The organism is Vibrio sp. C8 (assembly GCF_054051265.1).
In genome coordinates this window covers 16,706-30,244 of sequence record NZ_JBPAOE010000018.1, presented here as the reverse complement: position 1 = coordinate 30,244, position 13,539 = coordinate 16,706, and the positions used below count along the sequence as shown (strand labels likewise).

11 protein-coding genes and 1 pseudogene are annotated in these 13,539 nt (G+C 43.1%); 2 read left to right on the top strand and 10 right to left on the bottom strand.

Features of this window, described 5'->3' with window-relative positions; translation table 11 throughout:
• Positions 1–799: 799 nt before the first annotated feature.
• The 3 genes and pseudogenes from ACRQQK_RS10940 to ACRQQK_RS10930 all read right to left on the bottom strand — a co-directional run bounded on the left by ACRQQK_RS10940 (position 800) and on the right by ACRQQK_RS10930 (position 3,969).
• A complete protein-coding gene (locus tag ACRQQK_RS10940) occupies positions 800–2,350 on the bottom strand; it encodes a sensor domain-containing diguanylate cyclase (protein WP_457511398.1) in 1,551 nt (516 codons plus the stop codon).
• Between the two features lie 579 nt (positions 2,351–2,929).
• Positions 2,930–3,149: pseudogene (locus tag ACRQQK_RS10935) on the bottom strand (RNase H family protein); the annotation flags it as partial.
• 658 nt (positions 3,150–3,807) lie between these two features.
• Positions 3,808–3,969, bottom strand: coding sequence for an integrase core domain-containing protein (locus ACRQQK_RS10930; protein WP_102969538.1), 162 nt, complete (start codon positions 3,967–3,969; stop codon positions 3,808–3,810).
• Between the two features lie 114 nt (positions 3,970–4,083).
• On the opposite strand from ACRQQK_RS10930, the gene ACRQQK_RS10925 reads away from it, so the two are divergent.
• Positions 4,084–5,319 carry a sensor domain-containing diguanylate cyclase gene (locus ACRQQK_RS10925; RefSeq protein WP_457511397.1) on the top strand — a complete coding sequence of 412 codons (1,236 nt, stop codon included), beginning with the start codon at positions 4,084–4,086 and terminating at the stop codon, positions 5,317–5,319.
• Between the two features lie 22 nt (positions 5,320–5,341).
• Here ACRQQK_RS10925 and ACRQQK_RS10920 read toward each other — a convergent pair whose 3' ends face one another.
• A complete protein-coding gene (locus ACRQQK_RS10920; RefSeq protein WP_457511396.1) occupies positions 5,342–5,515 on the bottom strand; it encodes a hypothetical protein in 174 nt (57 codons plus the stop codon).
• A gap of 130 nt (positions 5,516–5,645) precedes the next feature.
• On the opposite strand from ACRQQK_RS10920, the gene ACRQQK_RS10915 reads away from it, so the two are divergent.
• Positions 5,646–7,853 carry a putative bifunctional diguanylate cyclase/phosphodiesterase gene (locus tag ACRQQK_RS10915; protein ID WP_457511395.1) on the top strand — a complete coding sequence of 736 codons (2,208 nt, stop codon included), beginning with the start codon at positions 5,646–5,648 and terminating at the stop codon, positions 7,851–7,853.
• A gap of 1,199 nt (positions 7,854–9,052) precedes the next feature.
• Here ACRQQK_RS10915 and ACRQQK_RS10910 read toward each other — a convergent pair.
• The 6 genes from ACRQQK_RS10910 to ACRQQK_RS10885 form a co-directional block, all read right to left on the bottom strand.
• Positions 9,053–9,325 carry a hypothetical protein gene (locus ACRQQK_RS10910; protein ID WP_457511394.1) on the bottom strand — a complete coding sequence of 91 codons (273 nt, stop codon included), beginning with the start codon at positions 9,323–9,325 and terminating at the stop codon, positions 9,053–9,055.
• A complete protein-coding gene (locus ACRQQK_RS10905) occupies positions 9,322–9,759 on the bottom strand; it encodes a hypothetical protein (protein WP_457511393.1) in 438 nt (145 codons plus the stop codon). Before ACRQQK_RS10905 ends, ACRQQK_RS10910 begins: the two co-directional genes overlap by 4 nt.
• Positions 9,760–9,770: 11 nt before the next feature.
• Positions 9,771–10,415, bottom strand: a complete 645-nt coding sequence (locus tag ACRQQK_RS10900) for a GntR family transcriptional regulator (RefSeq protein WP_457511392.1) — start codon at positions 10,413–10,415, stop codon at positions 9,771–9,773.
• Positions 10,416–10,537: 122 nt separating this feature from the next.
• Positions 10,538–11,848, bottom strand: a complete 1,311-nt coding sequence (locus ACRQQK_RS10895) for a TRAP transporter large permease (RefSeq protein ID WP_457511391.1) — start codon at positions 11,846–11,848, stop codon at positions 10,538–10,540.
• On the bottom strand, positions 11,848–12,387 hold the full coding sequence (locus tag ACRQQK_RS10890; protein WP_457511390.1) for a TRAP transporter small permease: 540 nt from the start codon (positions 12,385–12,387) through the stop codon (positions 11,848–11,850). Before ACRQQK_RS10890 ends, ACRQQK_RS10895 begins: the two co-directional genes overlap by 1 nt.
• 50 nt (positions 12,388–12,437) lie before the next feature.
• Positions 12,438–13,415, bottom strand: coding sequence for a TRAP transporter substrate-binding protein (locus ACRQQK_RS10885; RefSeq protein WP_457511389.1), 978 nt, complete (start codon positions 13,413–13,415; stop codon positions 12,438–12,440).
• Between the last annotated feature and the right edge of the window lie 124 nt (positions 13,416–13,539).

Genomic DNA, 13,539 nt, shown 5'->3' with positions numbered 1-13,539 from the left:
CAGGACAATAAGCGTGGTAGCGAAGACTTAAATATCAAGGTTAAAGAGTTATCCTCTTTGGTTGAACGTTTCAAAGTATAGCTCCCTAACTTGATGAATCTAAATGGGAGTACGACGGCTCCCTCGTGCTAAATAGGGTATGCAAAGTCAGCAATCCAAATTGCTGACTTTTTGTGTCTTTGATTATGATGCACTTACACAGAAACTCAGCGCTCACTTATTGCCATACATTACTTAACTTAACAACTCCATTTAACACCTTAAGGGAAGTTGGATGAACTTTGTCCAAATATGACATCAATTCTTTTTAGTAGCGTCTTTGAACAGTCAAATGACTAGGGGTTAAGGCTATTAACTTTCGCCGACTGTATGTATTTTGCGCGAATGTGTAGCCACCTGAGAATATTGTTAGGGGGAGCATTATTTTTCAGAAATAACCAGAGAGTTTCAAAAGTCAAAACTGTTACATATAGTGCAGTCTGTTCATCTCCGAGCTCTTCTGTTAATTCAGATAGTAGAACACCTGAGTACTTATCTACTAAATCATCATATTCTTTAAGATTTGTATTAACCACTCTCACGAACCCTATGTCACCTATAGTTCACTTACCTAGTATATAGCTAAATAGCCTTGAAAGTAGCGATTCTCGATACAACAAAGTAGCTATACCAGGCGTAATCGAAACTTTAATCATTTGAGCTATTAGAAATCTTACAGAGTCAGGCTACCAAACAAAACTTACCTCCCCCAGAGTTTATAGCCTGACAAGAGTGGCTGACCATGACCTAAAACCTTCTATTACAGTTCAGTTCGATTTCGACCATTACGCTTAGCTTTATACAGAGCATTATCTGCATTTTTGATTGCCTCGTGTATAGAATCCCCTTGTCCTGTCCAGTGCGATACACCAATTGAAATTGTCACATTACCGACAGTATCAAAATGATAGGCTTCTATTGATCGGCGAATTCGCTCTGCTACATTAAACGCTCTAGTCGGGTTAGTGTTGGCAAGAAAAATAATGAATTCTTCACCACCAGAGCGGCACACAACATCTTGTTCTCTAGCCTCATCCATCATTATCTTGGATAGACTTTTTATTAGCTCGTCCCCGACATGATGACCAAATGTATCATTGACCCTCTTGAAGTGGTCAATGTCCAAAGCCAACAATGAAAATGGCCTATTTTGCTCTTGAAACTGTTCAATCGCCTTATCTAAGCCTCTTCGATTTAAAATACCAGTAAGCGCATCCGTTAACGTATCAGAATGGAGCTTATCAATGGTATTTGACACGACACCCATAGCATTCAAAAAGCTCCGTCTTAAGTGCAACGCTTCAAAGTACCATGCATGAATACGGTTTAAATCCGATATCGTCGACTTGTGATTGCCAATTTTAGTAACAGCACTGGCTAGCTGCCAAAGTGGTCGAGATATCAAAATTGAAGCTCCCCAAATAAACATCAATGTCAGCACACCTATCGGGAAACCTTCCCAAAAAACATGAAGCATTAACTCATTAAGGCCGTTTAAAGCATTATTCTTTGGCTTTTGGACTATCACGCCCCATCCAGAGTTCTTTACTGGCGCGTAACCAGCCAACATATCAACACCTTGCGAATTGACAATGTCCCCATATCCACCTTCCCAGTTAACAACCGCGTTGATAGCCTCATTATTGAGTATCACTTGCCCTACTCTCCTCTTATCGGGATGATAAATGATGGTTTTATTCCGGTCGACGACATACATATACGAACCATCTTGGTAACTATGTTTACCCAAAAGTCTTGTCAAGATATTTTGGCGTTCCAAATACAAAGTACCACTGACATACCCTAAATATTCGCCAGCTTCAGAATAAATCGGATGGGAGATACTCGTAATATAGTTGCCAGCTGGTGATACAAAAGGGTCCGTAATGAGAGGCGCTCTTGCGTTTAAAGATTGGCGAGCAGTGTCTTGTTTTAATGTAACGCCTTTCAATGCCAATGTTTCAGGTGATATGGCAATGATAGTGCCTTTAGAATCCACGACTACCACTGAATTGAATGCATTCGTCTGTAGTCTTAAACGTTCAACTTCATTGTCTAACAGTTGAGTATCGCCAATCTTTTTACTCAATATATTCGCACTGAAGTTCAACTGAGACATCGCGGTATCAATAAAAGCATCGGTCATGTCCGCCATTTTTTCGGCATAAACCCAATTGGATTCCATCGTATTGCTAAGAATCAATTCTTTTTGAACGCGATAAACCGTGTAAAAGGCATTCAATAAAGTAATAGCTACACTGAACATGCATAAAAAAAGTATCAACTTTCTTAAATTCAACTTATCAACCACTCTGGACAAATTACTGTACCTATTTTTAAGAGAAAAATAATCATTCTAAATGAACTAAAAAATATGTAATAGCAAGCATTACGATGTAACTATACCGTACTCATGAACAAATGCGACTAACTGTATAACAGACTAACTATCATCGCGTTTTGCCTTGAGCGTTACTTGATGATTGTGACGGAGTATCGAGAAACATTTTATCTACATTCCCGCCATAGACAAAAGTCGGATACGTCTTCTACCCTGATGGCTAAAACGCTGGGCAAAATTCTTCTCTCCCCAAAAGATGCAATATGAAGCGTCTATTTTTTCATTACGTCCTATTACAGCCAATTTTGCATGCATCTAACGTTTTAAGGACGATCAGATACAGATCACAACGTAGAGCATAGACCTAACCTGCAATTGGTTTTTATTGAAATAGGAGTATGCGTCATAAAATCAAGTACTTACATTGCAACCCTACTTGATAGCTCTATAGATAACCGTTTAATAGAAGGCAACGTTGAATCCTCATTTTTATCTTTATCGTATCCGTCTTCAGTTATATGTTATTAAGAAAAACGCAAATAACGAATACTATCGGCTTGTTGGATTGAACCTACAAGCCGCACTGTTACATGAATCTATATCACTTCTAGCTGCATCAACAGCTAGCGAATCCGCTATCTCATTCCCTCTTACACCAGAATGCGCTCTAACCTTTTCGACTTCGACATACTTGCCAGAACGCAGCTCATCGACTGCCTGCCATAAGCGTCGATTCTTAATCTGCTTTATCGGCTCTACGCCAGCCTTTCTTTTCCAGCCATCACAATGCCCGAAGGCTGTGAAATCATCAAAAAAAGTAATGTTAATGCCAACAGCAGCAGTAAAAAACGACAGTGGAGAGCGTGATTGCTCCCCATTCTTTTTTTGCCTTAACGCATCTATTTGAAGGTATATGTTATAAGTAAAAAGCGAGTTAACTATATCAAGTACCAGTCAATACAGAGGGTGGTTATTGAAGCTGGTACCATACATATCTATATTGGACATCAACGAAAAAGCACTTAGTCACTCGTACTCATGGGAAATAAACAACTATCAGGAAACAATAGTCCACTATGGCCGACTAAAAATGGCACATCGAATCCTTCAGGAGGTGGGCGCACCAACAACCCGCCAAGCAAAAAATAGAAGCAAACCTAGGCTGCTATAGCAGCCTAGGGAGCGTAACGCTGGTAACGACTTGTCGTGTAGATATCAGAGAAAGAACTACTAGACCCTGTAAATAGTTCTGTGTAACTGTCGGGGGTTACATGTATTCAGTCAGTCGGTCTTCGAACATAATCATAAAGCGGTTTAGAGCTTGTCGCCAGTTTCTAATCGGCATCGTCCACTTCTTGGAAGTATCTCTGATATCTAGGGAGATCACCTTTCGAGCTGATGTAATGACCCAGTTAAAATTGGACAATCTAAGCCGCTAAAGCATATACCTCAGCAGGTGTTTTCATCTTAAGCGCCTGATGTGGACGCTCGTTGTTGTAGACGATGGCAAAGCGAGCTTCACCTAAAGAGCCGAAGTTATGCATCCAAACATACTGCTCTTTAATGGTTATTATAAGGCGTTCAACTATATACTTATCAACATACGTGAAATAAGTGCCGCTAGGGCTATAGCACCGCTATCCGTGCGATCGTATAATAAATATTCACTTGCACGCTTGTGCACAATGAGTACGAGGACAGCCATGCCAAAGTTAACCATTGATACCCAATATGGCATCATCATTATCCAAGATTTAGAGACCGTATTCGTCAATGAATACTACGCGCACCTGTATGGCTACTCTAGCGCCTCTGAACTCCTCAACTCAATAGACTCCTTTCTTGACTTGATTGATCCCTCTGACCATCCCAAAGCGATCGACAACTATTATCAAACGCTCAAAGGTGACGTTCTTCCCCGAGGGAGAACCTTTCGTAATCGCCATCGCCACGGTCGGGAATTCTCAGTGTTTGCCATCGATCACGTGATTGAGTGGAACGGAAAACCCGCTTTACAAGTCACGGTTATCGATCTCTCAGCACAAGAACGAGCCCAACAGCAACTTCAAGAAAATGAGCAAAAATTCAAACAGCTGATCACCAAGTCAGGGCAAGGCATTAGCGTCCACCGAGACTTTAAACCCATATTTGTCAATCAAGCTTGGGTTGACTTGATGCGCGCCCCCTCCATCGACGCCGTACTCCGTGATGTCAACTTACTCACTTTACTACCTGAGGAGGAGCACGCCAACGCTCAGTCACGTTATCAATCACTCATTAGTGGCCGTTTATCCGGGGCCAAGACGGTTGTGAAAAATCGATGTTTTGATGGAAAGATTCGTTTTTTTCGCGTCTACGACAACTTGATTGAATGGGATGGAGAGCCAGCTGTTCAAGCCGTCATCGAGGATGTTACCGATCGAGTCATACTCGAAGCTAAGTTAAGACAGCTGTCGGTGACCGATCCACTGACCGATATCTATAACCGTCGGGAACTCGATCGTGTACTCAACCAAGAATTTCAAAAAGGGCAACGTTATGGGCACCCATTTTCGGTTATCCTCATCGACATCGATCACTTCAAGGTCATCAATGATACGTATGGACATGATGTGGGCGACAACACATTGCGAGCCATTGCCAACACACTTCGTGACACCCTACGCCAAACTGACGTGTTAGGCCGTTGGGGTGGGGAGGAGTTTTTAATTGTCTGCCCGTCCACTGACCTTACCGGTGCCTCGCACCTCGCCAACACCTTGAGATCACGCATCGCGAATCTAGCACTAGACGTTACGAAGTCCGTTACCATCAGCATCGGCGTCACCAGTCTAGACACTGACGACACACAAGTCTCCGATGTTCTGAAGAGAGCCGATCGCGCGCTCTATGAAGCAAAACGTAACGGACGAAACCAAGTAAAGGTGGACCGCCCGTAATATTGTCAAATATGGTCTACTCTTAGTAAGAGCGATTCGTTGGCGAATCAACGACACTGATGCGATGCCAATCTGACTGTACTTGGCGATGCAGAACTGGCGCAAACTTGCGATGTGTTCGAGCGATGTTAGCTTGGTGTACCAAACTGACTACTTTCGACAAACCGTAGGCGGTCAAATTACATTCGGCAATCATCTAACACCGCTATCGATTAATGAGACTACTACCTCTCAAAAATGAAACGTCGTGCGTAAAACTTACCCAATATAAGGTGATATCAATCGGTGTGTACCCGTGACGCGTTGACTGTCAACACAACCTGAGTATGATTGACATAAATACGAGCGATGTTAGACATGAAGCAAGAGAGGTTTTCCCCGCAGTGATGACGCAACCCCATCGTAACCGTTCGTTAAGTTTTGAGGGCCAACAAGGCAGACTTACTGCTGAAGATTACCCCACGATACCTCAAACGCGCCCTTTTGATGACGTAGCTCGGTGCCTTATCGAAGCGCAACGCGATGAAAAGCTCTTAAACGCACTCACTCACTTTTTTAGCCATGCTGAGCAGGCAATGGCGCTTAACCCCGACGCTTATCAAAATTTCCGCTCCACGTTACGTGCCTTTCACACCTTAATAGAAAAAAGCACAGAGCAACAGCAACTGTTGGCGGCGCTCACTTTATGGATTCGCTGGCTTTCTGCGTCGCAAAAGCCGTCTACACCAACCGAGCCCATGACATCATTAATTGTATTCGCTTCACAACGCCTCGCCGACGTCGCGGTCCCAATACTCAGTGAACTGCATTCACACCAACATACCTTCGAGCGACTCAGAGACAGTGAGCGCCGGCTTCACGATGCAATGGATTACGCTCAAATCGGGCACTGGTCATCCCCTTATGAGGGCACTCGATCTCAGTGGTCACCGCAAATTTATGACTTGCTCGGATTAGAAAGGACCCGCCCTCCAGGCCTCGATGCCCTAAAATCCGTCATTGATGAAGACTTCATTCCCGACTTTATTGCCGCTCGGCAGCGTTGCTTTGAGACGGGTGAAGACTTCTTCCTAGAGTGTCCAGTCACTCGCCTGAGTGATGGGGAGCGCCGGTGGATTGAGTGTCGTGGACAGGTGCATTACCTCAAGTCCGGCAAGCCTGAGCGACTGTCCGGATTCATTCAAGATATCACGAGTCGTAAAGAGAGCGAGGAAACCATTACCCAACTCGCCTACTTTGACCCACTGACGTCACTACCAAACCGGCGTTGGTTATTAGATAAGTTAACCCAGCAATGTGACTCTCTCGCACATCGTCGATCTTACTGTGCGATTCTCTATATTGACATCGATGACTTTAAAAAAATCATTGACCTTCATGGTCACCCGTGTGGTGATACATTGCTGATGCTCATCGCACAGCGTATCTGTGCGCTTCTTCGCCCCCAGGATACGTTAGCGCGCATCGGACATGACGAATTCATGTTGATACTCTGTGGCTTACCTGAAGAGTATCCTCAAGCGCTCGAACAAGTCAGCCAATGGAGCACTCAGTTACTAGAGACGTTGGCACAACCTCATACCATCGACGAGCATAAGTTTGTCAACAGTGCCAGTATCGGGATGGTGCTTTTTAATGATAATGCCGTTGGCGCAGAGGAGCTCATTAATCGCGCTGGGATGGCGTTAACGCACGCCAAGCTCGACGGAAAAAATGCGTCACATTTGTACCATAGCACGATACAAGACAAGGTATTGCAACGCCTCCATCTCGAGTCGTCACTGCGCCAAGCCGTCGAACTCAATCAACTGGCATTGTATTATCAACCTCAAGTCCATGGCACCCATCTGACTGTCGGCGCGGAGGCCCTGATTCGGTGGTTCCATCCAGAGCATGGACTTATCGCACCTGATGACTTCATTCCACTTGCGGAAGAAACGGGACTGATCATTAGTATTGGGGATTGGGTACTAGAACAAGCTTGCCTTCAACTCTCGCGTTGGCAATCTGACTTCCAATATCTGACTTTGTCTGTCAATGTGAGCTACAAACAGTTCACGCACTCGGATTTCGTGGCGAAAGTTGAATCGGTTCTTGAACGTTATCCGATTTTACCTGGCACGTTAAAGCTCGAGCTCACTGAAACCCTGCTAGTCGATGACATTGAACTGACTATCGCCCACATGCAGGCCTTAAAAGTGCGTGGCATCATTTTTTCATTAGACGATTTTGGTACGGGCTATTCCTCTTTGCAGTATCTCAAGCGTCTGCCTATAAGTCAGATTAAAATCGATCGCTCCTTTGTCTCAGATCTTGAAGATAACCCTAACGACCAATCCATTGTCACCGCGACCATTGCCATGGCCAAAGCATTGGGTATCGATGTCATCGCTGAAGGCGTTGAGACACAAGTTCAAGAAACCTTTCTTCGAGAGCACGGATGTGACACGCATCAAGGCTATTACTATAGTCCGCCTTTATCGCTATGTGACTTTGAACGCTATTTACAGGCGAACGCCCGGAGATTGACCTAGCAAGCTCCCAACTTAAGATGAAATAGCAAACATCAGCGCTTCGCTAGCCATACAACTTAAACGCTCTTGGTATAGCAAACACTTTCGCCAATTGCCAAGCAAACTGACGTATCGATTTCCATCGTATTCTCTCCTTGCTAGTATTATCCAGCGCGCGGTCTGTCGCAGCTTGCTCTTTACCACTGATGCATTTAACCACTTTATTTTTTCTCTTGGAGAAACAGGGAGTCACAAAAACTCTGAGACTTCATCAGGCGAAGGTAAAAATGGGTTGCCCAACTTGATAACGGGCATTCTAAACTTTTTGTTGATCATTAGAGATAACTAGTTCCTCAGACAATACCCGCACGTTAAGAGAAACTATCGAAACCATCAATACCAATGATAAATAAGAATAACAATAAATCGGTCTCTAAAGATGTTAATAAGATGGTGTGCGGCCCTTCTATCCACTAAACTCGATAGTATCGAGAAAGGGAAAAGTAACCATCTTGAACAGCCCCCAAATTATCGATATCGACTTAATAAAACATATTTTTCATTTGGTTGGCAACGATCATGCTGGTAGGAATACTTTCTGCAAGAAGTTAAGCAGACATAAAACTTTACAACTACTATCTCTTCACTAATCTGGTCGCGGTGGAAGCTTGTGGTGGCTGCCACTGGTTTGCGTGTACGTGTCAGGAATTTAGGCATCAAGTTAAGCATCATCGTAATCATTTTCTGACCTTTCCAATCACCTTTGACAATCCTGAGAAGGTAACAACTGAACTTCATGTACCATTTTTTTGAATTTCGCGTCCCCAATAATGAGCAGAAGAATATGCTTCCATAGCACCAAGTGATTGATAAAAATTTGCTATGTATGGTAGTACCTGATGTCTAGTAAGTTATTTTTCGAGTTGTTTTCTTTTCGTGCTCATTAAGAACTAGGAATAGAAGCTATTTTTTGCTAGAACGATTCCTATTGTTGTACGCTTAATCATGATTTTTCAAATAGAACTACTTTCTATTTTGGCGCACATGACTCGGTTTAGTGGGAGGGGAGACCATTTCATCATTAGCACAAACCAGCTTAGTTATTTGAATTTATCTCCTGTAAAACGGGCGTACCATACATTTTGGACCGTTAAAGATCTGAATGTTAAGCTCTTAACTAAATCTGCCAATACACAGATTCGAGTCATTGGAAGGCCAACCTATGGTATATAGAACAGTACTACAGCAACAAACATCCCTATAGATGCAGTTAGTTTTTTACACCAGATAGGTGCCGGTTGTTTCATCTGACTACTAAAGAAGAGATAAGCCAACAAAACGCCAATGACTCCTCGCAGTGACTGGACAACATTTCCGGACACAACGCCAGAAATATTAAATCCGATAATCAAGAAGATTACCGCAACAAACCATGCCAAAGCGACCCATTTAGTCTGATAAACCATTTTGAAACTCACCTTCATTGGCTTCATGAATAGAATCGCCAGTACTCCACAAACAAGATAATTAATACATATTGTAGCGAAACTATCGAAAGCCCTTGCGCCAGATTAAACTCTGCTCCGAAAAACACGATAGAAATAGCAGCTAGAACAGGAATCTTTAACGCTAGTAGAGGTGAAGCAACTGAGGCATCGCTTAAACGGATGGCATTAATCAATAAATACAGAGCAAGGAGATAGGGAGCATTGATCTTTAAAAAATCCAATGCCAAATCAAACTCAATGAGTTGCCTGTATCCAAACGATAATGTTAGGACAAGTGCGAAGAGGCCGATACAGACGTGCGCAGCCACCAGCAGTTTCACACCATCGATATGGTATTTCTGCTGGCAAATTTGAGTCAGAGTATAATTGAGCGCCTGTAAGGTCGCTCCCAAAAAGCTGGCAACTACACCGAATAACATTTAGTGAAGGCTCATGATAGGTTTGCAGAACTCCAATAAGCTCCGTGTTCAGGGAGAATGTGACAAATCAACTGATAAATCGCATCGTTGATACTATCATCCTGTAGTGCCCGAACAATAGAGTTGTGCTGTTCAAAAGAGCGCTGCAGATGCTCTTCGTTACCACCAAGGTGATTTCGGGCGGTCGCCATCCTTGCAGAAATCAACGCATAAGATTCCTGAAAGTAGCGATTATCACACAGAGAAATAAAGGTCTGGTGGAACAGGTTATCCAGCGTCAGGTACTCAAGCGTACTCGCATTGCTCAGACACACTTCCATCTTATCCAGAATAAAACAAAGCTCTTGAATCAGTTGTTTAGGATTATTCTTCCATGCAAGCTTCAAAGCTTCAGATTCAATGAAATAACGAAACTCTAGTAGTTCATTAAACTCTCCTGCTGTGACATGGAATACAAACGTACCGCTTTTGGGTTTTATTTGTACTAGCCCTTCACTTTGTAGCCTCTTCAGTGCATCACGTACTGGGGCTTTGGTCGCGTTTAGCTTGTTGGCTAGCACGGTTTCGGAAAGTTTCATCCCCATAGGCAAAGTGCCAACAATAATCATTTCCCGAATACGGCGATAAATGACATCTTTAAGAAAGTCTTGTTTCATCTAGTCTTCGCTCACAAAGCTTGGGTTTCATTCATTATACTGCTTATTGTCTAAACCTGAAATGTCAGAAAACAAATAGAAGGAGCATTTATAAATGCTCCCCTCGTCATATTTGTCAAACATTACATTAAGATAGATGGTAGTAGTAGTGATATTTGTGGAATGAAAGTAACCATCATTAGCATAACAAACATTGCAACTAAGAATGGTGTCATGGACTTAACAAGCGCTTCCAATGAAACATTCGCAACCCCGGTGGCCACAAACAAGTTCGCACCTAACGGTGGAGTACAAAAACCGATAGCCAAGTTAACCGTCATAATGATACCAAAGTGTATTGGGTCCACTCCCATTGTTTGAACAATCGGTAACAAAATTGGTGTGAGTATGATGATTGATGCAATAGTCTCCATAAACATACCGACAATTAGCAGCATAATATTAATTAACATCAAGACAATAAGCGGGTTTTCAGACACCGCAGTGATCATATTCGCCACTTCCACTGGAACACGTTCCAGAGTCAACAATCGACCAAAAGATGCCGCCATTACCACCATTACAAGTACTGTTGCAGAAGTTAAACCTGACTTTAAGAACACTCCGCTTAAGTCACTTAACTTTAAATCTCGATAGATGTACAGACTAATAATTAGCGCATAAACAACAGCAACCCCGGCAGCTTCCGTTGGTGTAAAGATACCTCCATAGATACCACCAAGAATGATAATTGGCACTATCAAGGCCCAGATTGAATGCTGACGCCAACCTTTCTGTTTATTGGTTTCAATTGAAGAAATGGCATCTTCCATTCTCTTAGTCGCTCGGCTTGCCGGGAGCAGGTTTTTGTTTACCTTAAGTTTCGCAACTATCATGAAACCCAAACCAAAAAGCAATCCGGGTAATACACCTGCAAGAAATAGCTTACCGATTGACTGGTTTGCCGTTACTCCGTAAATGATAAGCGGGATAGAAGGTGGGATCATGACTCCTGTGATACCTGCTGCCGCAGTTATTGCAGCGGAAAACGGACGCTTGTAACCGACTCGCTCCATCTCGGGAACCATGTTCGATCCAATCGCTGCAACGGTGGCAGGAGAAGAGCCAGAGATTGCGGCAAAAAACATGCTGGCAAGTACGTTTACATATGCCAAGCCCGCTTTAAAGTGTCCCACTAGGTTATATGCTGCGCCTACGATTCGGGATGATAATCCACCACGTTGCATTATTTCACCGGCAAGAACGAATAAAGGAATTGCCACCAGTGGGAACGAGTTGCCTCCCATCACCGCACTTTTTGCAAGCAGAGTGATGCTCGGCGTTTGAGGTAAATATTCTAAAACCACCAACGATGCTACGCCCAAACAAATCGCAACTGGTGCTCCAAGTAAAACCAGCAGCAGAAATACACCAAATAATGTAACCGTAACCATCACTTACCTCCCTCACTCGACAGTGATGAATTAGAAGTCTTTGTCGAAAATATTGAATAGATATCCTGATAAAGATTTTGCACTAGCCTATAAGCGCTCAGCAACGCCCCAACTGGTAGTGAGGCATATAACCATTGCATACTTACCCTTGCTTCAGACATAGGCCAGTAGAGGACGACCGAAGATTGCCTCGCAATTATTGGGCTACTAATTTGCTCCCAGCCATAGATAAACAGCTTTATCATGCACCACAAGACGACAAAGTTAACGAGGATATTAATCACGTCAAATACGCGTTTAGGGCATAAGTTAATCAGTGCGGTTACAGAAATGTGTTTTCGAGTTTTAAACCCATAACTCACCCCTACCCAAATAAACCAAATAAAACACCAACGAACAAACTCTTCACTCCAAGGCAGCGAATTACTAAACACATAACGCATCACTACTTGTAAGAAAATCCAGAAAACTATGTTCGCCAGCAGAAAGTTAATCATCCAAGCTTCAATATACTCGTCTAATATTTTCAACCATTTCATTCTCTAATCCTCTGACCCAGCCATGATGAATAGCTGGGCCGTAATGGCTCTTATTGGCTCAGTGCTTTAATAAGTTTTGGCTCAACTAACTTAGTGTATTTTTCACGAATAGGGGCTGTCACAGCACGGAACTTAGCAACCTCTTCAGGTGTTAGACTGGTTATCGTCACACCTGCCGCTTTGATAGCCGCTAACTGCTCTTGCTCTTCGCCCGCAATCACTTCTTGCTGATAATCAATGGCACGTAATAACGCAGAATTTATTAGAGCGCGATCTTTATCTGATAGTCCCGCGTAAAAATCTGGATTTGCGAGAACCATATGAGTTGAGTAAACATGGCCGGACAAAGTCAAACAATCTTGTACTTCATAGAAACGAGATGAATAGATGTGACCTAGTGGGTTTTCCTGAGCGTCCACAACACCTTGCTGGAGTGCTGAGTATACTTCGTTGAAGGACATGGGCGTTGGGTTTGCCCCCATTGCTTTGAAGGCATCCATATGAGCTTCAACCTGCATAGTACGAATTTTAACACCACTCAAGTCTGACGGCTGGTTGATAGGACATTTGTTGCTAGTAATATGACGAATACCATTTTCCATCCAACCTAATCCTTTAATACCAAAATCTTCAGCTTTAGCCAGCAACTGTTGACCAAATTCACCATTAAGTGCTTTTAGAGCATCTGTACGGCTGGAAAATGTATAGGGAAGGCCAGGTACAGAAAACGCGGGGTCCCAACCAGCCATTACTTCAACCACCGGTGCGGTCATATCAATAATACCTGACTGTACAGCTTCAGTGAGTTCTCGGTCACCGCCAACCTGACCATTCGGGTAAATATCAACTGTAATCTCGTTCCCTGACTCTTTCTCGACAAGATCCTTAAATTTCACCCACGCTTTATGCATGTGATAGGTATCGGCCGCGCCGTGACCAACACGAATAGTGGTTTCAGCGAAGGCTTGAGCACTAGTTATGCCTGAAATTGCGATAGATAGTGCGAGGTATAGGGTACCTTTTTTCATTGTTCTCTCCTTGTTTGTGACATTTCAGTTTTAAATACATATTGAACTAATATTCTCTCAAGTTTAAGTGATCACGATCTACTTTCCTGATAAATACCCCATATTCAACCAAATATAGTGACAA

Bases quoted from the DNA above. Each gene is read 5' to 3' on its own strand.
- ACRQQK_RS10925 (WP_457511397.1), top strand. From the start codon at position 4,084: ATGCCAAAGTTAACCATTGATACCCAATATGGCATCATCATTATCCAA.
- ACRQQK_RS10920 (WP_457511396.1), bottom strand. From the start codon at position 5,515: ATGATTGCCGAATGTAATTTGACCGCCTACGGTTTGTCGAAAGTAGTC.
- ACRQQK_RS10915 (WP_457511395.1), top strand. From the start codon at position 5,646: ATGATTGACATAAATACGAGCGATGTTAGACATGAAGCAAGAGAGGTT.
- ACRQQK_RS10910 (WP_457511394.1), bottom strand. From the start codon at position 9,325: ATGAAGCCAATGAAGGTGAGTTTCAAAATGGTTTATCAGACTAAATGG.
- ACRQQK_RS10905 (WP_457511393.1), bottom strand. From the start codon at position 9,759: ATGTTATTCGGTGTAGTTGCCAGCTTTTTGGGAGCGACCTTACAGGCG.
- ACRQQK_RS10900 (WP_457511392.1), bottom strand. From the start codon at position 10,415: ATGAAACAAGACTTTCTTAAAGATGTCATTTATCGCCGTATTCGGGAA.
- ACRQQK_RS10895 (WP_457511391.1), bottom strand. From the start codon at position 11,848: ATGGTTACGGTTACATTATTTGGTGTATTTCTGCTGCTGGTTTTACTT.
- ACRQQK_RS10890 (WP_457511390.1), bottom strand. From the start codon at position 12,387: ATGAAATGGTTGAAAATATTAGACGAGTATATTGAAGCTTGGATGATT.
- ACRQQK_RS10885 (WP_457511389.1), bottom strand. From the start codon at position 13,415: ATGAAAAAAGGTACCCTATACCTCGCACTATCTATCGCAATTTCAGGC.